Below are 24,002 nucleotides of genomic sequence, written 5' to 3' on the forward strand. Positions count from 1 at the left end.
AAATATGAAGGCACGATTATCTATTTTATGTTTTGGTTTGGCAGTTTTTAATGGTTATACTCAATTTGAGTTGCCAAAAAAAACGCTAAAAATTGCGCCCATTTCAAATCCGAGTGGTCAAACTTCGCCAACAACATCTACATCGAGTGCGATAAAATATCCGAGTATTTTTGACAAAAAAGACAATTTAGCAGGAAAGTTTTCTTTATTAAATCAAAAACCTGAAGAAACTAAAAGTGTCATGGAAACTGAAAAATTTGAAAGCCAGTCACAAGAGTACACCGATAGAATGAACAAGAAAATGGAAAGAGATTTGCAGCAAGAAGGTCTCGAAACTGTTGTTGAAAATAGAGATTTCTTTTTTGGAGAATTCAAAGTTTCAACTGAAAAATTATTTATTGCATGTAGGGATTATGGTGCAATTGATGGTGATAATGTTTCTATTTGGTTAAATGGGGAAAAAGTAATTCCTGCAATTCATCTAGATTCAGGTTATAAAAAATATACTTTTCAACTAAAGGAAGGTTTAAATGTTATTTTTATTGAAGCGCTAAATACAGGGTTGTATTTTCCTAACACTGGTCAATTTACCTTTTTTGATGGGGACGAAAAGTTAGTAACCAATCAACAATGGACATTAAATTCAGGATACAAAGCAATTGTTAAAATAAGAAAAGTTGATGAACTGCTAGAAATAAAAAAAGACGACTAAATTGTCGTCTTTTTTATTTGAAATATTTAAAGTTTTAGTTTAACTGAGCTAAAATACCATTCAGTTTCTCACTAGGTTTCATAGCGTTGTTTAATAAATTTTCAGCTGGTTTGTAATAACCATTAATGTTTTGTGGTTTTCCTTGTGCATCAATCAGTTCTTGATTTATCAAAGCTTCGTTTGCAGTTAAATCATTTGCAATAGGAGTGAAGATAGCTTTCAATTCTGCATCGTTATTTTGGTTAGCCAAAGCTTGTGCCCAATATAAAGCCAAATAAAAATGTGATCCTCGATTGTCTAATTGTCCAACTTTTCTAGCAGGAGATTTATCGTTGTCTAAGAATTTAGCATTGGCTTCGTCTAAAGCATCAGCTAAAACTTGCGCTTTAGAGTTATTTTGTGTTTGTGCTAAATGTTCCAATGAAGCTTGCAATGCCAAAAATTCTCCTAAAGAATCCCAACGCAAATAACCTTCTTCAATAAATTGTTCTACGTGTTTTGGAGCAGAACCACCAGCGCCAGTTTCAAATAATCCACCGCCATTCATCAACGGAACAATTGAAAGCATTTTTGCAGATGTTCCTAATTCTAAAATCGGGAATAAATCGGTTAAATAATCACGCAATACATTTCCTGAAACTGAAATTACATCTTTGCCAGTTCTTATAATTCGTAACGTTTCAGTCATTGCATCTTTTACATCCATGATGCGAATATCTAGTCCATTTGTATCAAAATCTTTTAAATATTTTTCAACTTTTTTGATAATTTCTCTATCGTGAGCTCTATCTTTATCTAACCAAAAAATAGCAGTTGTATCGGATAATTTCGCTCTGTTTACGGCTAATTTTACCCAATCTTGAATTGGCGCATCTTTAGTTTGACACATTCTAAATATATCGCCAGCAGAAACAGTTTGCGATAGTAAAACTGTTCCGTTTTCTGTTTCAACGGTTACTAAACCATCTTCAGAAAGTTGGAATGTTTTATCGTGCGAACCATATTCTTCTGCTTTTTGAGCCATCAAGCCTACATTTGGAACAGAACCAATAGTTTTTGGATCTAAGGCACCATTTTTCTTCATTTCTTCAATGCAAGCACTATAAAATCCAGCATACGAACGATCCGGAATCATGGCAATTGTATCTTCTTCTTTTCCTTCAGCATTCCACATTTTTCCTCCATTTCTTGCTAATGCTGCCATTGACGCATCAACAATAACATCAGATGAAACATGGAAATTTGTAATTCCTTTATCGCTATTTACCATAGCAATTCTTGGTCCATTGGTTATAGCATCTGAAATTGCTTGTTTAATTTCTTCTTCTAAAGAATGTCCTGCAATTTTATTGTACAAATCTTGCAAACCATAATCTGGTGTTATATCTAATGCTTTAAAAGTTTCGGAAAATTTTGTATAAACTTCTTCAAAATAGGCTTCTACAATCGCTCCAAAAATAATTGGATCAGAAACCTTCATCATCGTTGATTTCAGATGAACAGATAGCATTACATCTTTTGCTTTTGCATCAGAAATTGTTTTTTTTGCATAAGCTTTCAAAGCATTCATATTCATTACTGAACTATCAATTACCTCGCCAGCTTTTAGGTTAGCTAAATCTTTTAAAACTTGAGTTTGACCAACTTTGTTTGTGAAGACAATTTTATATTTAGTATCGTTTTCAATGGTAGTAGAATTTTCACTTCCATAAAAATCACCTGTTTCCATGTGAGCTACTTCTGTTTTACTATCGGAACTCCAAATACCCATTTTGTGTGGATTTTTTTTGGCGTAATTTTTAACCGCTTTTGGCGCACGTCTATCTGAATTTCCTTCACGAAGAACTGGATTTACTGCTGAACCTAATACTTTTGAGTATTTTGCTTTGGCTGATTTTTCTTCATCGGTTTGAGCATCTTCTGGAAAATCAGGAATTTTATAACCTTTGGATTGTAATTCTTTTATCGCTTCTTTTAATTGAGGTACTGAAGCCGAAATATTTGGAAGTTTTATGATGTTAGCTTCTGGAGTTGTTGCTAAATTTCCTAGTTCAGCTAAATCGTCTGATTGTTTTTGATCATCAGAAAGATATTCTGGAAAATTTGACAAAATTCTCGCTGCTAAAGAAATATCTCTTGTTTCAACTGAAATTCCTGCTGGTTTTGTGAATGCTTGAATAATTGGTAATAATGAATGAGTAGCAAGCATAGGTGCTTCATCCGTAATGGTATAAATAATTTTAGAATCTGACATTGTTTTTGTTTATTAGTTTCTGAAAAAATGTGTGGTACGCAAATATATAAAATTGAGGTATAATTAGTTGTAAAATTGCTATACAAATCATTAAAATTAAGGATTTGACAAATTGTGAACGTAAAAATAGTAAATCGTCAAAAAACAGGTTTGAATTTTGAGTATATAAAAAAATCCCACTTGAAAATTCAAATGGGATTTTATACATTTTGGCAAAAGAATTATCTTCTTCTTTCTTTAATTTTTGCTTTTTTACCAGTAAGTTCTCTAAAGTAGTAGATTCTTGCTCTACGAACTTTACCTCTTTGGTTAACTTCTACTTTTTGTAAAGCTGGCATGTTAACTGGGAAGATACGCTCTACACCAACAGCTCCAGACATTTTACGGATTGTAAAAGTTTCAGTTGCTCCAGTTCCTTTTCTTTGGATTACAACTCCTTTGAAAAACTGAGTTCTTGTTTTTTCACCCTCTTTAATTTCGTAGTAAACAGTGATTGTATCACCAGCTCCGAATTCAGGGAAATCTTTTCTTGTTGATAATTCGTTGTTAACGAAATCTACTAAATTTGCCATTTTTTTGACTATTATGGTTAAAAATCTGAGCAACATTCACGGTTTTCGCCAGAGGTTGGTCAAATGTGGGTGCAAACTTAAAAAATAATTATGAAATATGAATCATGAATTGAGAATTATTTTTTCTCAAATAAGTAATTTTAATTGCTCGATAATTTGCTGGTTATCAATTGAAAATGATTTGTTATATCGGATGCTTTGATGCAACTCATTAAAAAGTTGGTTAAAATCTCCTTTTTCAGAAGCGACAAGCTCGGTAATTTGTTCGTTATTTTCATCGAAATAAGTCAATTTACCTTCTTTATTTGGTTTTTCAATTCCAAAATTGGCATCAATTGGAGACATTCCATTTACTAATTGATTTTCTTGTTCGTCGCAAAATTCCTTGATGAAACTTCCTTTTGTTCCATGGATAATTATTCCAGCTTGTGCATCGGCAACCAACATGCTAGTGGTAATAAAAACGTTTACTTTGTTTGGAAATTCTATGTGCATAAAAGCAAAATCATCAACTTGAGAATTTTCGCGATAACTGTTTTTATAAGCATAGTTTTTTATTGGTTTTCCAAAAATTGAAATGGCTTGATCAATTAAATGCGAACCCAAATCATACCAGATTCCGCTACTTGGTAATGGATTTTCTTTAAAAGATTTTACTCCGATGGCTGAACGATAGCGGTCAAATCGAAGATGAACTTCAATGATTTTGCCTAATTTTCCGCTTTCGATTATTTTTTTAGCCGATGAAATATCGCTGCTCCAACGACGATTGTGATATACAAAAACTTTCTTATTTACTTTTTCAACAATAGACAAAAGCGTTTCAAACTCTTCGACGGTAGAAGTTGCTGGTTTTTCGATTAACACGTGTTTGTTGGCTTCTAAAGCTTGCTTCGCATAGTCAAAATGAGTGTTGTTTGGCGTGTTTACCACTATAAGTTCAATCGTTTCATCCGAAAGTAAATCATCAATCGACGCAAAACTTTTAATTTTTGGATAATCTAAAACTGCCTTTTTATCGTTTCGTTCTAAAACGCCATACAATTCAAAACCTGAATTTGTTGCTAAAAATGGCGCATGAAATACTTTTCCCGACATTCCATAAGCCAACAATGCAGTTACAATTGGTTTTTCCATTTTATTCTTCTAATAAATCAGGACGACGATTTTTGGTATGTTCATACGCCATGTCTTCGCGCCATTTGTCAATTTTAGCAAAATGTCCGCTGGTTAAAACTTCTGGAACTTTCCATCCTTTATAATCTGCCGGACGTGTATAAATTGGTCCCGAAAGTAATCCGTCTTGAAAACTATCTGTTAACGCCGAAGTTTCATCAGATAAAACGCCAGGAATTAATCGGATTAAAGCATCGCAAAGTACAATAGCTCCAATTTCGCCACCAGAAAGTACATAATCGCCAATGGAAATTTCTTTGGTAATAAAATGGTCGCGAACGCGCTGATCAACACCTTTATAATGTCCGCAAAGAATGATAATGTTTTCATACATCGACATCGTGTTTGCCATTTTTTGGTTCAAGGTTTCACCATCGGGCGACATGTATATGATTTCGTCGTAATTTCTTTGAGATTTCAGATGAGAAATACAATCGTCAATAGGTTGTATCATCATTACCATTCCTGCGCCACCGCCAAATTGGTAATCGTCAACCGATTTTTGTTTATTGGTTGTGTAATCTCTTAAATTATGAAAATGAACTTCGACCAATCCTTTTTCAATGGCGCGTTTCATAATTGAACCTTCAAAAGGACTTCGTAATAAATCGGGTAATATGGTGATAATGTCTATTCGCATTGGGCAAAGATAAGTTTTACTTTTTGGTTGCCAAAATGGAATACATCATCGGAATTTTATTCTTAAAATGTTTTATTCTGAATTTATTTGGAGCAAATTCTTCGGTTTCGTTAAAGCAATTGTATGGCGAATAATCATGTTCGTTAAACTGATTTAGTTCCAAATTATTGCTAATCAAAGCATTCAATATTTCCGAAATCGGATGGTTCCAGCTAATAGTTTTTGTAGTCACATTAGCTTCTTTATCAGCATAAGTTCCGTTTTCTATTTCAATAATAGGTTCAATATTAAAGTAGCTGTAAAAAACATCTTTAAAATTATTATCATACATCCAAATTACAGGATGAAAATCGGCCATGATAAATTTTCCATCTGGTTTTAAGAAATGCGAAACAACTTTTGCCCATTTATCCAAATCAGGAAGCCAACCAATTGTACCATAACTTGTGAAAACAATATCAAATTTTTCATCCAAAACATTGATGCTTTCATAAACATCGGAACAAATAAATTTAGCATCAGCATTTAATTTTTCAGCAAATTCGGTAGCTTTTTCAATAGCTTTATCCGATAAATCTACGCCTGTAACTTTTGCACCAAGTCGCGCTAACGAAATACTATCTTGACCAAAATGACATTGCAAATGCAAAATCTTTTTGCCCGAAACATCACCAAGAAGCTGTAATTCAATATCGTTTAATGTTGATTTTCCGTTAAGAAAACTTGTATTATCATAAAACTCCGATTCAACGTGGATTTCTGTTTTTTTGTTCCAAGTTGCCTTATTTAGTTCAATATAATTATCAGTGTTTTCCATTTTCGTTTTATTTAGAAATCAAATGTAGTTCAAAGCCAATAGTTTCTCAATGTTTTTATTCGTAAATTTGCACGAAATTTTTAAAAAGCAATAAAATGGAAAACGGAATATACGCTAAATTCAACACTTCCAAAGGTTCGATTTTAGTAAAATTAACACACGATTTAACGCCTGGAACTGTTGGAAACTTCGTTGGATTAGCCGAAGGACAATTGGAAAATTCAGCCAAACCAATGGGAAAACCTTATTATGATGGATTAAAATTCCACAGAGTAATTCCTGATTTTATGATTCAAGGTGGTTGTCCACAAGGAATTGGTTCTGGCGGACCAGGTTATAACTTTGACGACGAATTTCATCCAACATTAAAACACGATAAACCAGGTGTTTTGTCTATGGCAAATGCTGGTCCAGGAACAAACGGTTCGCAGTTTTTTATTACTCATGTTCCAACGAATTGGTTAGACGGAAAACACACAGTTTTTGGTCATGTTGTTGAAGGTCAAGATGTTGTTGACGCTGTTGCTCAAGGTGATTTAATCGAAAATATCGAAATTGTTAGAGTAGGCGATGAAGCTCAAAAATGGAATGCTATCGAAGCATTTAGAACTTTTGAAGGTTCAAGATTAAAAAGAATTGAGGAAGCAAAGAAGCAAGCTGAAGAAGCTATGGAAAAATTAGCGGCTGGTTTTGAAAAAACAGAAAGCGGTTTACGTTATAAATTCATTCAAAAAGGAAACGGAAAACAAGCTGAAAAAGGAAAAACAGTTTCTGTTCATTACACAGGACAATTGGATAACGGAAAAACATTTGATTCGTCTTATCCAAGAAAAAAACCAATCGAATTTCCTCTAGGAAAAGGTCATGTAATTGAAGGTTGGGATGAAGGAATTGCTTTGTTGCAAGTTGGCGATAAAGCTCGTTTTGTAATTCCATCTTATTTAGGATATGGTTCGGCTGGTGCTGGAGGTGTAATCCCACCAAATGCAACTTTAATTTTTGATGTAGAATTGATGGATGTTAAATAATATTAAATTAATTTTAACTTAATAAATTAACCTGATAGCATTTCTATCGGGTTTTTTTATAGTTTTACTTCAACCAATAAATCAAACCATATATGAAATTAAAAATTACATTACTAGCAATTCTTTCTGTGATTATTTACTCATGTGCTTCAAAATCAAGCATTCCAACAGAAGTTGCTAAAAAAGAAGAATCAAAAGAAGTAGTTGTTGCAACGGTTTTAACTCCAGAATTAATGGAAGGAAAAACGCTATATGAAAACAATTGTGGAAAATGTCACGATTTGTATGATACCAAAGCTTTTTCGGCAGAAAAGTGGAAACCAATCGTAGAAGACATGCGAAAAAAAGCCCGCCTTTCGGAAGCTGACGGATTAAAGATTTTCAATTATGTAGCGATGCAATAATATAAAAACTCCCGAAATTTTCGGGAGTTTTTTGTTTAAACAGTAAAACCATCAGGTAAAATTGCGCCTTTTTTGACGACGATAATTCCGTCTTTTATAGTATATAAATTAGTGTTAGTATCAGCTAAATGTTTTCCACCATTTAGTCGAACATCATTGCCAATTCTACAGTTTTTATCTACAATTGTATTGCTAATAAAACAGCGTTCGCCAATACCAATATTGATAATTTGGTGTTCATTATTAGTTTTGATTTCTTCTAAATTTTGATAATAATCGTTACCCATAAGATAGGAATCAATAATGGTTGAACCATAACCAATTCGGCTTCTAATTCCAATAACCGAATGTTCAATTGTGGAACCATTAATAATACAACCTTCAGCTATAACCGATTTGTCAACCGTTGATGCACCCGTAATTTTTGATGGAGGCAAAACCCTTGCACGCGTATAAATTTTACTGGAATTATCAAATAAATTAAACTTCGGAATATCATCGGTTAGACCTAAATTGGCTTCAAAAAACGAATCGATGTTTCCAATATCAGTCCAATAACCTTCATATTGATAACTGAGAATTTTTTGCTTACCAATAGCTTGCGGAATGATTTCTTTACCAAAATCTTTTGTTTCAGGATTTTTCATCAATTCTACCAATAAATCTCGATTGAAAATATAAATTCCCATTGATGCTAAATAATGTTTTCCTTCGGCTTTGGATTCGTCACTAACTTCTGATGTCCATTGAGGTAACAAATCCGCTTTTGGTTTTTCAATAAACGAAGTAATAAAATTTTCCGCATCGGTTTTCAAAATTCCAAATTCGGGAGCTTCTTTTGCCGTTACAGGTAAGGTTGCAATAGAAATTGTTGCGCCAGAATCATGATGCGCTTTTATCATTTCATTAAAATCCATTTGATACAATTGATCGCCAGAAAGTATCAAGGCATAATCAAAATCATGGTTTAGGAAATGTGTCATGCATTGTCTTACAGCATCGGCCGTTCCTTGAAACCACGTTGGATTATCAGGTGTTTGTTCGGCTGCAAGAATATCGACAAAAGCCGTACTAAAATGACTAAAATGATAGGTGTTTTTGATGTGTTGGTTTAGCGAAGCTGAATTAAATTGCGTCAAAACAAACATTCGTTTAATATCGGAATTGATACAATTGGAAATTGGAATATCTACCAAACGGTATTTTCCGGCAATGGGAACAGCTGGTTTTGAACGACTTTCGGTTAATGGCGCTAATCTTGAACCTTGTCCGCCGCCAAGAATAATGGCTAAAGTTGATTTATTCATAATGTTTTGGAATTGATGCTGTTATGCTTTTTCTTTTTCAAATCGATTGATTATTTCTTGGTAATAATTAAATGTGGTTTTGGCGATGGATTCCCAACTGAATTTTTCTAAAACTCGTTGTCTTCCAGCTTTTCCCATTGTTTTAGCCAAGTTTTCATCGGCTAATAAACGATTGATTTTTTCGGCAAAACTTTTTTGAAATACTTCTGGATTTTTTGGATTAAAATCAGTTCTTGAAACACTTTCCAACGGAATTAAATAACCGGTTTCGTCTTCAATTATAATTTCGGGAATTCCACCAACAGCACTTCCAACCACTGGCGTTTCACACGACATAGCTTCGAGATTGATAATGCCAAACGGTTCATAAAGCGATGGACAAGCAAAAACTCGCGCATGACTGTACAAAACCTTGATTTTTTCTCTGGGCAACATTTCTGAAATCAAAATAACACCATCGCGATTTGATTTTAGTTTAGAAATTAATTGTTCGGTTTCTGCTGCAATTTCTGGAGTATCTGGTGCGCCAGCACAAAGTACGATTTGACAATTTTGGTCAAAATATTGTGCCGCTTCAATGAGTTGTGAAATTCCTTTTTGACGTGTAATTCTACCAACAAAAAGTACAAACGGAACATCAGGATTTATGCCTAATTCAACTAATAAATTATTGTCAAACGTTGGTTTATAGAACTCAGGATCAATTCCGTTGTGAATTACCGTAACTTTTTCGGGAGAAACGCCATAGGCTTCAACGACGTCGGTTTTCATTTGTTCGCTAACAGCAATAATTCCGTCAGCTGTGTTGTATGCGTGATTTTCAATCCATCGAGAAAGGAAAAAACCGTTGCCGAGTTGTTCCACTTTCCATGGTCGATGCGTTTCTAAACTATGCGTGGTTAAAATTAATGGCGATTGCACTAATTCTCTAGAAAAAATTCCGGCCAAATGTGTGTACCAAGTATGGCAATGAATAACATCAGCTTCTAAGGTATGTTGCGACATTTCTACATTTCGGCTCAGGTTTTGAAACATTTTAATGTGCGGATTTTTGTCATCATCCATTACGTTTAATGAAGGATTAATTCCCAATACATTCATTCCATCGGTTTGCTCAGCTTGATTTCCAAAACATCTTACTTCAACATGGACAAGTTTCTTTAACTCGTGGCTCAAAAAATCAATATGAACTCCTGCGCCACCATAAATATTGGGTGGAAATTCATTGGTAAAAAGTGCTATTTTCATATGTAGATAATATTTTTTTAAAAGGTCATATGGTATCGCTTTATCTTCATAGGTGTTTGTTTGCAACAAACTTGATTTTAATGGCGATTTCATACTGAAAACATAAAAAGGTTTACTATATTGTATCAGAAAATCTAAATGTACAAAAAAGTATTGGGTTTTATGTTAAAAACTAATTAGAAAAAGATTATAAAATGAGTGCAATTGAAACGCCATTGCAATGGTCAGAATTTGAAAGAGTAGAAATGCGTATTGGAACCATTTTGGAAGTAAATGATTTTCCCGAAGCGAGAAAACCTGCTTTTCAGTTGCTGATTGATTTTGGTTCAGAAATTGGAATAAAAAAAACTTCGGCACAAATTACAAAAAGATATGCCAAAGTTGATTTAATTGGGAAACAAATTGTTGCCGTTGTCAATTTTCCAAAGAAACAAATTGGAACATTTATGAGCGAATGTTTGGTTTTGGGTTCTGTCGGAGCAGAAAATGATATTGTTTTGTTGACTTCGGATATAAAAGTTGAAAATGGACTGAGAATTGGTTAGTTGTTCTGTCTATTTTTTCTTTTTTGTGCCATATACATATTAAAAACTGATAAAAGAATAAAAAGCATTGGAACTATAAAGTAACTTTTTCGTTCATCCATTGAGTTTTCGGCTTTGGCAACTTGGTAATTTTCATAAATGATGTAAATCCAAAAAGCAATACAAATCGAATTGATAATGATGCTGTGCTTGTTTAGAAACGCTAGAATTTTTTGCATAATAAAAAGTTGAAAAAAAAGCCCAAAAATTACTATTTTGGGCTTTTGTAGTTAAATTTATATTTTAAATATCGTCAAAATCAATATCGGTAAAACTTTTTTCAGAAGCGGTGGTTTCGCTTGTAGTTTCTTGATAATATTCTTTTTTGAAGTCTTTTTGGTGTCTTTCAGAAATTACTTCTTCGCCTTTTTGATTTAAAACATAGGACGTCATTTCGCCTAATATTTCAGTAAATGCTGCAAAATCTTCTTTGTACAAATAGATTTTGTGTTTTTTGAAATGAAACGATCCATCTTCTTCTGTAAATTTTTTACTTTCAGTAATGGTTACATAATAATCATCGGCTTTTGTGGCTCTTACATCAAAGAAATAAGTTCTTCTTCCTGCTCTTAAAACTTTAGAAAAAATTTCATCTTTTTCTAACATATCATTTTCTCTCATATTCTTTCGGTCAATTAATTGTGTTTCTGTATTGTTCAAAAATGGTAAATTTTTTGTTACAAAGCAACATTTAATTTAATTCTTTTTCCGAAAGTTGTTTCAAATACAGCTCAGCATAATAACCTTCTTGGTTTATTAATTGATTATGAGAACCTTCTTGGATAATTTTTCCTTCGTCGAGAATAATGATTTTATCCGCATTTTTTGCAGATGAAACTCTGTGGCTAACAATAATTGTAGTTTTATTTTTAGAAATTTGAAGTAAGTTGTTCAAAATTTGTTCTTCGGTTTCAGTATCAACAGCCGATAAACAATCGTCAAAAAGGAGAATTTCAGGATTTTTGATAATTGCTCTTGCAATAGAAACACGCTGTTTTTGTCCACCAGAAAGTGTAATTCCTCTTTCGCCAAGAACGGTTTCATATTGGTTGTTGAAATTCATGATATTATCGTGAACCACGGCTTGTTTTGCAGCAGTAAATACTTCTTCATCACTAGCGTTTTCTTTTCCAAATTTGATATTATTCTTTATACTATCTGAAAAAAGAAAAGCATCTTGCGGAACAATTCCGATGCTGTTTCGTAAATCATATAAATTGACTTGGTCGATATTTTTTCCGTCAATTAAAATAGTACCATTTTTGATGTCATACATTCTAGTGATTAACGAAAGTAATGTTGATTTTCCTGAACCTGTTTTGCCTAAAATAGCCAAAGTTTCTCCTTTTTTAATGGTAAACGAAATGTTATCCAATGCTGTGATTTCGGTATCTTCATAGGTAAAAGTCACGTTTTTAAATTGAATTTCACCATTAATGATTGAGTTTTCGGTGGTTTTATTTTTAATTTCGGGTTGCACTTTCAGGAATTCGTTAATTCTTTTTTGAGATGCTTCGGCTTCTTGAACCAATGATGAAACCCAACCAATAGAAGCAACTGGCCAAGTTAACATGTTTACGTAAAGAATAAATTCAGCAATAGTTCCGATGCTTTTTATTGTTCCGTCAATATACATCATTCCACCGAAGTAGATAACCACCAAATTGCTAACTCCAATCAATGCAATCATCAACGGACCGAAAAGCGATTGTACTTTAGCCAAACTCATACTTTTGGTTTTACTTTCGTTAGCCAAATCGACCATGTTTTTTTGGTATTGATTTTCTAATGCATAGGCTTTAACCACTCGAACACCAGAGAAAATTTCTTGGGTAAAACTGGAAATTTTGGATAGATATTGTTGGAAAGTTGTGCTTCTAACGTTGATTTCAGTACTAAGTTTGAAAATGATATACGACAATAATGGTAAAGGCAAAATAGTATATAATGTTAATCTTGGCGAAACATTATACATATAGATAATTACAATTGCAAAACGAATTACAGTATTGATTGTGTACATTACCGCTGGACCAACATACATTCTTACTTTAGAAACGTCTTCGCTAATTCGGCTCATTAAATCGCCAGTTCTATTGCGTTTATAGAAGTTTTGGTCTAATTCCTCATAATGTTTGAAGACTTCATTTTTTAGGTCAAATTCCACGTGACGCGACATTACAATTAGCGTTTGACGCATCAAAAAAGTCAAAACTCCAGCAATCAAAGTCGTTCCAATAATTAAAAGAATGTTATTGATTAATTCCGACTTTATTACATCAGTTCCAACGTTATTTTTATTGAATTCTTCAATAGCTTTAAACGAACTGCTGATTAACTTTGGAGTAAACAGCGAAAAAATTTGTGCAACTATTGTAATAAAAATACCTAAAAGGAAGTGGTATTTATATTTGATAAAATATTTATTGAGATATTGAAGTTCTTTCATTTTTTTATGGCGAAAATCTACTAAAATTAATTAAAAACAGTTAAAATTTTATTAAAAATAAAAATATTAAATTCACATTTAAAGTTTATTTTACTAACAAATTCATAATTATTGTCGATATGAATGCATTTTATTGAATAAAACACTAAATTTGCGTATAGTTTTTAGGAAAAACTAAAAATACCAATTAAATTTTATTTTTATGACTTCAGAAATTACAACCCCAGTCGAGTTACAAAAAATGGATCCAGTATTTGGACAATTATCATTTGATAATCACGAGCAAATTGTTTTTTGTCATGACAAAGATACGGGTTTAAAGGCAATAATTGGTATTCATAATACAGTTATGGGACCAGCTTTGGGCGGAACAAGAATGTGGAAATATTCAAATGAATGGGAAGCTTTGAATGATGTATTACGACTTTCTCGTGGAATGACTTATAAATCAGCAATTACAGGTTTAAATCTTGGTGGAGGAAAAGCCGTTATCATTGGTGATTCTAAACTTGATAAAACGCCAGAAATGATTACAAAGTTTGGTGAATTCGTGAATTCATTAAGCGGAAAATACATCACTGCAGAAGATGTTGGAACAACTACCGAAGATATGGACAGAATCAACCTAGTTACTAATCATGTAACAGGTATTTCGGTTGAAAAAGGTGGTTCTGGAAATCCTTCACCAGTAACAGCTTATGGTGTTTACATGGGAATGAAAGCTGCAGCTAAATACCAATTTGGTTCAGATAATCTTGACGGTAAAAAAGTTTTGGTTCAAGGAACTGGACATGTTGGTGAAACTTTGATTAGTTATTTAAGAAAAGAAGGAGCAGAGGTTTTTGTTTCGGATATTCACCAAGACAAAATGGAGAATATGGTTGCAAAGTATGGTGCTAAAATATTTACTGGTGCTGATTTGTACAGTGCAGATGTTGATATTTATTCGCCATGTGCTTTAGGAGCAACAATTAATGACGATACCGTTTATAAAATCAATGCAAAAGTAATTGCTGGAGCTGCAAACAATCAGTTGGCTGTAGAAGCAGTTCACGGAAAAATCCTTAGAGAAAGAGGAATTGCTTATGCACCAGATTTCTTGATTAACGCTGGAGGAATTATCAATGTTTATGGTGAAATCGTGAAATACCAAGAAGGTGAAGCGATTAGAAGAACTGAAAACATCTATAATACAACTTTAGAAATTTTCAATTTTGCAGATGTAAACAATATGACTACGCAACAAGCGGCTATGCAAATTGCTGAAAACAGAATTGAACAAAGAAGAAAAGAAAACGCTACTAAATAACGGTAGTTTTTTAAAATAATACTATTTTTGCAACGCGAAAGATTTTCTTTCGCGTTGTTAATTTTTAAAAGTTCTTACAGGTGTTAAACAGAAGACATATTCGTGTAAAAGTGATGCAATCTATTTATGCAATGCATCAAAAAAATTCAGATGAAATAGAAAAAGAAGAGAAATTCTTGTATCATAGCATTGATAATATTCTCGATTTATATCTGATAATGGTTTCTTCATTAGTAGAAATCAAGAAAAAAGAAGTTGTTTTTCTTGAAACTTCAAGTAAAAAACACCTTGCAACACCCGAAGAAAAAAATCCTAATAAAAAGTTTGTCAACAACGCTATTCTTCAAATTTTAGAAGAAAGTAACTCCATTAGCATTTCACTTGAAACTAGAAAAATCAATAACTGGTCGATGAACGATGACTACATTTTGATTTTATTGAACGAAGTTAAAAAAAGTGAATTGTATCAAAATTATATGCAAACCAAAACATCAACTTTTGAAGAAGACAAGCAGTTTGTAGTTGATTTATTTACTGAAGTTATTGCGCCAAACGACAAATTATATGAATATTTGGAAGACAATAAACTAACTTGGATTGATGACATACCAATGGTAAATACTCAAATTCAAAAACAATTGCGTCAAATTAAAGAAGGCGAGGAATTTAGAGTACCAAAATTGTATAAAGATCAAGAAGACAAAGAGTTTGTTAGTCTTTTATTCCGAAAAACAGTGCTAAACGAAATAGAATTAGCAAAGGAATATATCGATAAAACACCAAATTGGGATTCGGAACGAATTGCTGAAATCGATACCATTATTTTGAAATTGGCAATTTGTGAGTTTTTGAAGTTTCCATCAATTCCTGTAAAAGTTACCATTAATGAATATCTTGAATTAGCTAAAGAATATTCAACACCCAAAAGTAGTATTTTCATCAACGGAATTTTGGATAATTTAGTAAAAGATTTTACTAACGATGGGAAAATGAAAAAATCAGGAAGAGGTTTACTTTAATAAAAATTAAAATGAGAAAAAATATAATTTTAAGCTTTGCATTTTTATTTGTACTGATGTCATCATGTAAAAAAGAGGTTTCAGTTGCTAATGATGAATCAACTGTTGTTGATACTTCAAAAAATAATATTGAAAAAATAATAGAAGAAAGACAAAAGCGAATGGCTGAAAAAAAGATACCTGCCGATGGTAAATATCCTGTAATAACGTTTAAAGAAACCGAATTTGATTTTGGTGATATTAAACAAGGCGATAAAGTTGAGCATACTTTTGAATTTACAAATACAGGAGAAGCTGATTTACTTATTTCTACAGCAAGAGCTTCATGCGGTTGTACAGTTCCTGAATTTACAGAAGAAGCAGTAAAACCTGGAAAATCAGGAAAAATAAAAGTGACTTTCAATTCTGCTGGAAAAAAAGGACCAACGACTAAAACCATTACTGTAGTTTGTAATACTGCTAATGAAAACGAAATTTTAACAATAAAAACTAACATTCAAGTTCCTAACTAACGGAACATTAAAACAAACAATTATGGAACAATTAAATCAATTTTTACCTTTTTTATTAATCATTGTGGTGATGTACTTCTTTATGATTAGACCACAACAAAAGAAAATAAAACAAGAAAAAGAATTTGAATCGTCGTTAAAAGTAGGTGACAAAATCATCACTAAAAGTGGACTTCACGGAAAAGTTTCCGAATTAGCAGAAACAACTGTAGTTATTGAAACAATGTCAGGAAAATTAAAAATGGAACGTTCTGCTATTTCATTAGAATTAACTGCTGCTTTGAATAAAAAAGCATAAGTATATAAATTCAAAATTTAAAATCCCAAATTCCAAGAAAAGATATGGAATTTGGGATTTTTTTATTTTAAAATAAACGAAAGATTTATTTTTTCTTTTTACTCTTCTTCTTTTTAGAAAAATCAGTTGTAGCGGTTAGTTGCGCAATTTTCACAATAACATCAACAGCTTTTTGCATGCTTTCTACAGGAACGTATTCGTATTTTCCGTGGAAATTATGTCCGCCAGCAAAGATGTTTGGGCAAGGCAATCCCATATAAGACAAACGACAACCGTCAGTTCCGCCACGAATAGGTTTTATCAACGGTTTGATACCAAGATTTTTCATTGCTTTTTCGGCTAAATCAACAATGAACATTACTGGTTCAACTTTTTCTTTCATATTGTAATATTGATCTTTGATTTCGGTAATTACAATATCTTCGCCAAATTGTTTTTTGTATTGTTTGTTGATTTTTTTAGTGATTTTATGAACTAATTCTTTTCGTTTTAAGAATTTTTTCATGTCGTGATCACGAATAATCAGCTCCAATTTTGTTTCTTCAATGCTTCCCGAAAGTCCTGTAACGTGAAAAAAACCTTCATAACCTTTGGTTTCTTGTGGTGTTTCTCCTTTTGGTAATTCGTTGATAAAATCATTGGCAATCAGCATCGAATTTATCATTTTCCCTTTGGCATAACCAGGATGAACCGATTTTCCTTTGAACGTAATTTTTACGCCAGCAGCATTAAAGTTTTCGTATTCTAATTCGCCAATCTGACTTCCATCCATAGTGTAAGCCCATTCGGCGCCAAATTTTTCTACATCAAACAAATCAGCACCGCGACCAATTTCTTCATCAGGTGTGAAGCAAATTCTAATTTTACCGTGTTTGATTTCAGGATTGTTGATTAGAAATTCCATGGCGGTAACAATTTCGGTAATTCCGGCTTTGTCATCGGCACCTAGAAGTGTTAAACCATTGGTTGTGATTAGTGTTTGTCCTTTATATTGAAGTAAATCTTTAAAGTAGTTTGGCGAAAGCACGATGTTGTTTTCTTTGTTTAAAAGAATATCGCCACCATCATAGTTTTCAATAACTTGGGGTTGAACATTGGCACCTGTAAAATCCGGAGTTGTGTCAAAATGAGCCACAAAACCAATCGTTGGAACGTCGTGTTCAACATTGGAAGGCAAAGTTGCCATAACATAAGAATGTTTGTCAATAGTAACATCTTCCATTCCAATGGATTTTAATTCTTCAACCAATTTGTTGGCTAAATTCCATTGTTTTTCGGTACTTGGAGTTGTTTCTGAATTTGGATCAGATTCGGTGTCGATAGTTACATAACTGATGAAACGATTGATAATATCTTGCATTGTAAATAGTTTTTAGCAAAGATAATTAAAATCATTTTTAGACTGAATTTAAAATGGAGTAGGTTTTACCTCTTTGGTATTTATTGCTGATACTTTGTTTTGGGCATTTACAACTACATATAGTTCTCGTTTGTAAAGTTTTTTTTCATAGTTTATATCATAGCGAAAGGTATATTCGTCGAGGATTTTATCGTGTTTTACTTCAAGAAGTTTTATTCCGAGAAATTTTCCGTTTCGTTGGTTGATTTTTTTGCAAGTATTAGATATTTTTTCGGCAGTTGCATTGGCAATCACTTTATCAGTTGCTTCATTTTTTGTGAAAGTTTTAAATTTTGAAGTGTTGCAAGTTTCTAATAATCTTTTGCCTAAATCATAAGCTCTATCGCTTTTAATTTTGTCAACTTCGGTAGGTTTTATAACAGAAACTGTTTCTTTTGTTGTATCATCTTTTACATCACTTACTGCTTTTTTGCTTTTACAAGAGGCAAGAAATAAAATAAGTCCAAATAACATTAGCTTTTTCATATAAAAATTTTAAAAAGTAAAAATCACTAAAAAAAAACAAAAAGTAGTTTAGTTTAACATTTCGTAAAGATTTTATGATAAAATCAAATAAAAAAACCACGAAAAAAGTTCTTCGTGGTTTTTAAGTATAAATCAAAAACAACTATTTCATTTTTCCATGTATAAAACCGATTATTGAACCAACAACTCCTGCTTTAAAAATCATAATGACCATATCCAGAGCAATCAGTTTGTAATCTGGAGTTAAATTCATGCTGTTCATAAAAAAGTTTCCGAATAAACCTAGGAATAATCCAATAACAGCTCCAGCTTTTGCTCCAGTTGCAGCTGTTGAAATTTGTGCCCATTGATTAAAAATAAAGGATACAAAAAATCCAAAAGTCATGCAACCAAGTGCAATGAAAGGCATATTTGCAGGATGACCACCGCCAAAACTGTCCGCAAACAACGTTCCGTAGAAAAGCCAACCTAATAGAAAATCGGCAATTCCGCCAACGATTCCGCCAATGATAAAGTTTTTAACATTCATAATTTACTAATTTAATTGGTTATAAATTAAAATTAGTAAATTATTGGTAATGTGATAATTGCTTAATATTAAAGTTGTTAACCATATCAAAGTTGAAAATGTTAATAAGAATAAACTTGGAAATTCAGCTATTTCTGCTGGTTTAAGTATCGTAATTGTTCCTTCTGTAGTTTCTTTTGAGTTATCTTCTTTTACATCACTTATCGCTTTTTTGCTTTTACAAGATGTAAAAAATAAGATAAGTCCAAGTAACATTAGTTTTTTCATAAAAATATTTTAAAAAAGTAAAAATCACTAAAAAAATGTAGAAAGTAATTTAGTTTAACATTTCGTAAAGATTTTATGATAAAATTAAATAAAAATCATGAGTATATTTTTTATAATACACTAAAGGTTAAATAGTATTATTTATTAAATCAAGTTTGATTCTTTTTTTAAATTCGGATATTTTTAAACTGATTAATAGATATATTTATTGATATTTAAGTGTTTGATTATTAGTTTTTTATGTTTAAAAAATATTGTTACTTTTTCCTGAATAACTAACGGTTAAAAAAAAACATTACTAGCATACGGATGTAAGTTTGCATCACTATGTTCTAAGAATTAATATAAAAAACCACATTTAAATAACTACTGTATGAAATAAAACCAAACTATTTTATGTAAGAAGAGGATTTGAGATTATAAACGAAACTCTTAATTTCTTCTGTTAAGTCTAATAAATAAAGTAAACTAATTTTTTATGTATGAAAAATAACTATTCTAATTTTCTTCTGATTTTATTCAGTTGTTTCTCTTTTGTATCTTATGCACAAGGAAATTTGCTGCAAGATGATGGGCAAAAGACGATTGTGTCTTATGGTAAAACACTAAGTGATTTGGGAGATGAAATTTCCACTCAGGTTACTTGGAGCATAACCGATATAGACAGAAACGAAGTTATCGCTTCGGGTTCGGGAGATGCTTTGACAAAGTATGTTTTTGAAAAACCAGGAATGTATCAGGTTGATATTAATGAAAACCTGATTCATGACCAAAATTCTTGTAACCACAAACATTTTCCTGAAAAAATGCTTGTAGAAGTCAGTCCTTTAAAAATGGATTTTGACTTTAAGTCTGTTAAAGTATCAAGAAATATTATAGGCGGTCAGTCGGTAAACGACACTATGCTTTCGGTAGATGTCCGTTTTTCTTCTTATGATAATAGTGATGCAGTTTATAAACAAGGTTTTAACACCGCAGGTGTAGGAACTTCCGTTGCAGGAAAACTGAAAAACGGTGAAGCTAAACTTCGTCAAGGAAAAAATACGCTTGAATTCAAGCTAGAAGGACAAGCTACAAAAGGCACTTACATCATGTTTGACTTTGTAGACATAAATGGTCAGGTGCAAACTTATGGTTTCACAAATAAAATTCAATAATTTATGGAGAACACTATTTTAAATTTATTTAAAAAGTTCAGGTTCTTAGGACTTGTCTTTTTGTTTACATATAGTTATCAGATAAACGCACAGTGTGGAACACCTGTAGTAGGATGTCCCGGTACTGATTTTGGAAATTTTGGTTATAATTCTAATGCAAATGCATCAACTATTGAATATGATAACTTTATTTCTACTTATCACACTACGGTAGTAAGAGATGCAGATGGAAACTTTCAGGTTTGGGGTGAGCAAATAGGTCATGACCCAAGTAATCCCAATAATTCTATTAATTTATTAAATCCAGTAGTAATAAACACTACAAATTTCCCTGGATTTACAGGAACACCTTTGAAAGCAGCTTTAGGAGGTTATGAAAACCAAAGTGTGCAAGGTGTTTTACTTACTACTACCGGACTACATGTATGGGGAGAACCGGGTATGGTAGTTTCTTCTTCACTTACAACCAACTGGAGAATGCAACCTATATCGCCAACGAGTAGTGTATTAGGATTACCTGCTGGTGTTACACCAGCAATGGTAAAAATGATGTTTGTTACTTATCAAACTATTGCTATTACTACTTGTGATGGGGATGCTTATGTACTTTCACAAAATAGTAATCTTAATCAAGGAGGCAGTAGCACGGCTTGGACAAGAGTTCAAGACAGCTCAAATAATTACCTTACAGAAATAGTTGTTTTAAGAGGTGCGGCTAACGTTTTGTTTGCATTAAAAAGTGATAATACATTATATACTTGGGGACGAAGCTATTTAGGAGATAATAGTGCTGTTTCAGCAAGAAATCGTGCAACAGTAATGGATGCTCCTGTTTCGGGTATTGATATCAAAATGATATCAGCAACTAATACAGGTACAGGTAATTCCTCTTATCCTACCTATTATGTGTTGGCAAAGAATGGTAATCTCTATTCTATGGGACGTAATAACGTAAGACAAGTTGGAGACTGGACAGAAACTGACAGACAATCTTGGGTGCAACCAAGATACACTTCTACTACCGGACAGGTAATGAGTAATATTAAATGGATTAGCCCGAATGAACATGACCAGAGTAACGCAGCTATAAATGTTATTACTACTGATGCAAAACTTTATAACTGGGGAGTTAATACAAATAATCGATATATGCTGGGGCGAGGTACTACCACAAATGTATATCCTGGAATTCCGAACGGTCCTTTAACAGATGATATTCTGGCAGTAGAAACCGGAGGTCATACTACTATGATTACGATGAAATGTACTGAAAATTTTGGTTATGTAGGACATCGTATAAGAGGTAGTATGGGTAACGGTTCTGGCTCAGATGTTAATGAACAGAATTTCACTTTTGCTACCGCTGCGGTACAAATATGTGGTGCTGAAACTATCCCTATAGTTAACAAGATTACCATAAACATGAACTCTGACGGAACGGTGTGTCAAGACGGAGCTGTAACTCTTGTGCCAGATATCCCTGGAGGAACTTATAGTTTTTATACAGCTGTTCCTGGTTCTCCAGGGTATAGTTTTTATGACCCTGCTGACCCTAAGCGTAATATAGCTGATGGTGGCATTGCGAATTTTAGTAACGGAACTAATGGAACTCCTGGTGATAGCACTAACACCTTGACTTTTAACGGCACAGGTACGGTAAAAGTAGTATATTCAGTTACAGGTGATTGTGGACCTGTAGAAGTTGTTACTACTGATTTTGTTGTTATTGATTGTGTCGCAGACCTTGAAATTACAAAATCAGTAAGTCCTACAAATGCAAATGCAGGTGATACAGTTACTTTTACCATAAATGTAGAAAATTTAGGACCACAAAGAGCAAAAGAAGTTCAGGTAACAGAACTTTTGCCTGCCGGATATACTTATGTAAACCATGCAGTATCAACAGGTTCTTATAATAACACGACCGGTTTATGGGATGGTTTTTATCTGATAGACGGAAATTCTGCAACTTTAACGGTTACAGCTACGGTAAATGCAAACGGACCTTATTTGAATACAGCTACGGTATCATCAGGAACACCTGACCCGAATTTAACGAATAACGAAGATACAGCAGCAGTTACTATTCCGACAGCCGATTTAGCTATCGAAAAAACAGTAAGTAACGCTACGCCAAACGTTGGTGATACCATTACCTTTACTTTGGCAGTAACCAATAATGGAACAGACAATGCGTCCAACGTAGTTATCACTGATGTTGTTCCAAGCGGTTACACTATCGGAACAATCAATAACGGCGGAGTAAACACAGTCGGAACAATTACTTGGACGATAGCCAACCTTGCCAACGGAGCAAATACAACCGTAAGTTTTACGGCAACAGTAAATGCAACCGGAAATTATGCCAATACAGCAACAGTATCATCAGATACACCTGATTCTGATTTGACGAATAATGAGGATTCAGTTACGACAACTCCTGTAACACCAAATACAACTCATGCTGTAAACGACATTAATAATACGTATGCAAATATATCTATAAGCGGAAGTGTAGCAACGAATGACTTCGATACAGAAGGACATGCACAAACCTATACGCCGATAGACACTACCGATGCTAACGGAAACCATTTAGTATTAAATTCAGATGGAACTTATACGTTTACACCGGGAACTGATTTTACAGGAACTTTGGTTTATACTTATACAGTTTGCGATAATGGTACACCACAAGCGTGCGATACAGCAACTTTGACTATCGAAGTATTACCGTTGCCTGAACCGGGCGAAAACAGGGTAACCGCTAACAACGATACAGCAACTACTGAATCAGGTCAAGCTGTGAACATCAATGTAGTTGCGAATGACTTTGATATGGAAGGCGATGCTTTCACGGTAACTTCTAATACAAATTCAACAAACGGAACTTTGGTAAACAACGGCGACGGAACGTTTACTTATACACCAAACACAGGTTTCACAGGAGTTGACACATTTACTTATACTATTTGTGATAACGGAACACCACAAGCGTGTGATACAGCAACGGTATCGGTTACGGTTTTACCGGATAACGGAGAAAATGATACGTATGCCAATGATGATACGTTCAACGGAAATCAAGGAACAGTTATTACAGGAAATGTATTAACCAATGATGTTGATCCTGAGGGTAATACACAAACGGTATCAAGCAATACACAACCTGCCAATGGAGTAGTGGTAATGAACCCTGACGGAACATTTACTTATACGCCAAATGATCCTAACTTTACAGGAACAGACCAATTTATTTATACAGTTTGCGATAACGGAACGCCACAAGCATGTGATACCGCAACAGTTTACATTACCGTAAATCCTGTTTATGTTCCAGAAGCCGATTTATCTATCGTAAAAACAGTAAGTAACGCAACGCCAAATGTTGGTGATGTAGTAACCTTTACTTTGGCAGTAACCAATAATGGAACAGACAATGCGTCCAACGTAGTTATCACTGATGTTGTTCCAAGCGGTTACACAATCGGAACAATCAACAACGGCGGAGTAAACACAGCTGGAACGATTACTTGGTCGATAGCAAATCTTGCGAATGGAGCAACAACCACTGTAACATTTACAGCAACAGTAAATGCAACCGGAAATTATGCCAATACAGCAACAGTATCATCAGATACACCTGATTCTGATTTGACAAATAATGAAGATTCAGTTACGACAACTCCTATTTTCAATCCTGAAATCACTTTATTGAAAGACGGTGTTTATGCTGATGCGAATGCTGACACTATTGTAAACGTAGGTGATACGATTGTTTACACTTTTACGGTAACCAATACAGGAAACGTAACTGTAAACAATTTGACAATCA

Annotated in this window: 24 protein-coding genes; 10 read left to right on the forward strand and 14 right to left on the reverse strand. The window is 33.2% G+C overall.

The window, feature by feature from the left end; all coding sequences use genetic code 11:
- Window positions 1–4: 4 nt before the first annotated feature.
- Complete coding sequence (locus tag G6042_RS05340; protein WP_169523272.1) at window positions 5–712, forward strand: hypothetical protein; 708 nt, start codon at window positions 5–7, stop codon at window positions 710–712.
- A 34-nt stretch (window positions 713–746) separates the two neighbouring features.
- Here the strand turns inward: G6042_RS05340 and G6042_RS05345 are convergent, their stop codons facing one another.
- From G6042_RS05345 to G6042_RS05365, 5 genes are all read right to left on the reverse strand, one after another.
- Window positions 747–2,966: an NADP-dependent isocitrate dehydrogenase gene (locus G6042_RS05345; RefSeq protein WP_169523273.1), complete on the reverse strand. Its 2,220-nt coding sequence runs from the start codon at window positions 2,964–2,966 to the stop codon at window positions 747–749.
- Between the two features lie 221 nt (window positions 2,967–3,187).
- The gene (gene rplS, locus G6042_RS05350; protein WP_169523274.1) at window positions 3,188–3,538 is read right to left on the reverse strand and encodes a 50S ribosomal protein L19; all 351 of its coding nucleotides are present in this window, start codon (window positions 3,536–3,538) and stop codon (window positions 3,188–3,190) included.
- Window positions 3,539–3,664: 126 nt separating this feature from the next.
- A complete protein-coding gene (locus tag G6042_RS05355) occupies window positions 3,665–4,675 on the reverse strand; it encodes a Gfo/Idh/MocA family oxidoreductase (RefSeq protein WP_169523275.1) in 1,011 nt (336 codons plus the stop codon).
- Between the two features lies 1 nt (window position 4,676).
- Window positions 4,677–5,354 carry a tRNA (guanosine(37)-N1)-methyltransferase TrmD gene (gene trmD, locus G6042_RS05360; RefSeq protein ID WP_169523276.1) on the reverse strand — a complete coding sequence of 226 codons (678 nt, stop codon included), beginning with the start codon at window positions 5,352–5,354 and terminating at the stop codon, window positions 4,677–4,679.
- Window positions 5,355–5,370: 16 nt separating this feature from the next.
- On the reverse strand, window positions 5,371–6,171 hold the full coding sequence (locus G6042_RS05365; protein ID WP_169523277.1) for a class I SAM-dependent methyltransferase: 801 nt from the start codon (window positions 6,169–6,171) through the stop codon (window positions 5,371–5,373).
- Between the two features lie 95 nt (window positions 6,172–6,266).
- Between G6042_RS05365 and G6042_RS05370 the strand changes: the two genes are divergently transcribed.
- Together G6042_RS05370 and G6042_RS05375 are read left to right on the forward strand one after the other, a co-directional pair.
- Window positions 6,267–7,199, forward strand: a complete 933-nt coding sequence (locus G6042_RS05370) for a peptidylprolyl isomerase (RefSeq protein ID WP_169523278.1) — start codon at window positions 6,267–6,269, stop codon at window positions 7,197–7,199.
- A gap of 92 nt (window positions 7,200–7,291) precedes the next feature.
- A complete protein-coding gene (locus G6042_RS05375; RefSeq protein WP_169523279.1) occupies window positions 7,292–7,603 on the forward strand; it encodes a cytochrome c in 312 nt (103 codons plus the stop codon).
- Between the two features lie 35 nt (window positions 7,604–7,638).
- Here the strand turns inward: G6042_RS05375 and G6042_RS05380 are convergent, their stop codons facing one another.
- Window positions 7,639–8,910 carry a glucose-1-phosphate adenylyltransferase gene (locus G6042_RS05380; protein ID WP_211161639.1) on the reverse strand — a complete coding sequence of 424 codons (1,272 nt, stop codon included), beginning with the start codon at window positions 8,908–8,910 and terminating at the stop codon, window positions 7,639–7,641.
- 21 nt (window positions 8,911–8,931) lie between these two features.
- Window positions 8,932–10,158, reverse strand: coding sequence for a glycogen synthase (gene glgA / locus G6042_RS05385; protein ID WP_169523280.1), 1,227 nt, complete (start codon window positions 10,156–10,158; stop codon window positions 8,932–8,934).
- A gap of 194 nt (window positions 10,159–10,352) precedes the next feature.
- Between glgA and G6042_RS05390 the strand changes: the two genes are divergently transcribed.
- Window positions 10,353–10,703, forward strand: coding sequence for a tRNA-binding protein (locus tag G6042_RS05390; RefSeq protein WP_169523281.1), 351 nt, complete (start codon window positions 10,353–10,355; stop codon window positions 10,701–10,703).
- On the opposite strand, the gene G6042_RS05395 is transcribed toward G6042_RS05390, so the two are convergent.
- From G6042_RS05395 to G6042_RS05405, 3 genes are all read right to left on the reverse strand, one after another.
- Window positions 10,700–10,921, reverse strand: coding sequence for a hypothetical protein (locus tag G6042_RS05395; protein ID WP_169523282.1), 222 nt, complete (start codon window positions 10,919–10,921; stop codon window positions 10,700–10,702). The two genes, G6042_RS05390 and G6042_RS05395, sit on opposite strands and share 4 nt — an antisense overlap.
- A 64-nt stretch (window positions 10,922–10,985) precedes the next feature.
- The gene (locus tag G6042_RS05400) at window positions 10,986–11,363 is read right to left on the reverse strand and encodes a PUR family DNA/RNA-binding protein (protein ID WP_169523297.1); all 378 of its coding nucleotides are present in this window, start codon (window positions 11,361–11,363) and stop codon (window positions 10,986–10,988) included.
- Window positions 11,364–11,433: 70 nt separating this feature from the next.
- Window positions 11,434–13,191, reverse strand: a complete 1,758-nt coding sequence (locus G6042_RS05405) for an ABC transporter ATP-binding protein (protein ID WP_169523283.1) — start codon at window positions 13,189–13,191, stop codon at window positions 11,434–11,436.
- A gap of 202 nt (window positions 13,192–13,393) precedes the next feature.
- On the opposite strand from G6042_RS05405, the gene G6042_RS05410 reads away from it, so the two are divergent.
- The 4 genes from G6042_RS05410 (at window position 13,394) to yajC (ending at window position 16,329) form a co-directional block, all read left to right on the forward strand.
- Entirely contained in the window at window positions 13,394–14,500 is a 1,107-nt protein-coding gene (locus G6042_RS05410) for a Glu/Leu/Phe/Val dehydrogenase (protein WP_169523284.1), read from the forward strand.
- A 113-nt stretch (window positions 14,501–14,613) separates the two neighbouring features.
- Window positions 14,614–15,519, forward strand: coding sequence for a transcription antitermination factor NusB (gene nusB / locus G6042_RS05415; protein WP_169523298.1), 906 nt, complete (start codon window positions 14,614–14,616; stop codon window positions 15,517–15,519).
- 11 nt (window positions 15,520–15,530) lie between these two features.
- Window positions 15,531–16,031 carry a DUF1573 domain-containing protein gene (locus G6042_RS05420; RefSeq protein ID WP_169523285.1) on the forward strand — a complete coding sequence of 167 codons (501 nt, stop codon included), beginning with the start codon at window positions 15,531–15,533 and terminating at the stop codon, window positions 16,029–16,031.
- 22 nt (window positions 16,032–16,053) lie between these two features.
- The gene (gene yajC / locus G6042_RS05425) at window positions 16,054–16,329 is read left to right on the forward strand and encodes a preprotein translocase subunit YajC (protein ID WP_169523286.1); all 276 of its coding nucleotides are present in this window, start codon (window positions 16,054–16,056) and stop codon (window positions 16,327–16,329) included.
- An 85-nt stretch (window positions 16,330–16,414) separates the two neighbouring features.
- Here the strand turns inward: yajC and pepT are convergent, their stop codons facing one another.
- From pepT to G6042_RS05445, 4 genes are all read right to left on the reverse strand, one after another.
- Window positions 16,415–17,689: a peptidase T gene (gene pepT, locus G6042_RS05430; protein WP_169523287.1), complete on the reverse strand. Its 1,275-nt coding sequence runs from the start codon at window positions 17,687–17,689 to the stop codon at window positions 16,415–16,417.
- Window positions 17,690–17,737: 48 nt separating this feature from the next.
- Complete coding sequence (locus G6042_RS05435) at window positions 17,738–18,214, reverse strand: hypothetical protein (protein WP_169523288.1); 477 nt, start codon at window positions 18,212–18,214, stop codon at window positions 17,738–17,740.
- A gap of 142 nt (window positions 18,215–18,356) precedes the next feature.
- Window positions 18,357–18,743, reverse strand: coding sequence for a hypothetical protein (locus G6042_RS05440; protein WP_169523289.1), 387 nt, complete (start codon window positions 18,741–18,743; stop codon window positions 18,357–18,359).
- A gap of 6 nt (window positions 18,744–18,749) precedes the next feature.
- On the reverse strand, window positions 18,750–19,010 hold the full coding sequence (locus G6042_RS05445; RefSeq protein ID WP_169523290.1) for a hypothetical protein: 261 nt from the start codon (window positions 19,008–19,010) through the stop codon (window positions 18,750–18,752).
- A gap of 482 nt (window positions 19,011–19,492) precedes the next feature.
- Here G6042_RS05445 and G6042_RS05450 point away from each other — a divergent pair, with 482 nt between their 5' ends.
- Together G6042_RS05450 and G6042_RS05455 are read left to right on the forward strand one after the other, a co-directional pair.
- Entirely contained in the window at window positions 19,493–20,167 is a 675-nt protein-coding gene (locus G6042_RS05450) for a hypothetical protein (RefSeq protein WP_169523291.1), read from the forward strand.
- A gap of 3 nt (window positions 20,168–20,170) precedes the next feature.
- Window positions 20,171–24,002 (forward strand): tandem-95 repeat protein (locus G6042_RS05455; protein ID WP_169523292.1); only part of this gene is annotated, 3,832 nt, incomplete at its 3' end.

Origin of the sequence: Flavobacterium solisilvae (assembly GCF_012911605.1) — a bacterium.
Lineage (GTDB): Bacteria > Bacteroidota > Bacteroidia > Flavobacteriales > Flavobacteriaceae > Flavobacterium > Flavobacterium solisilvae.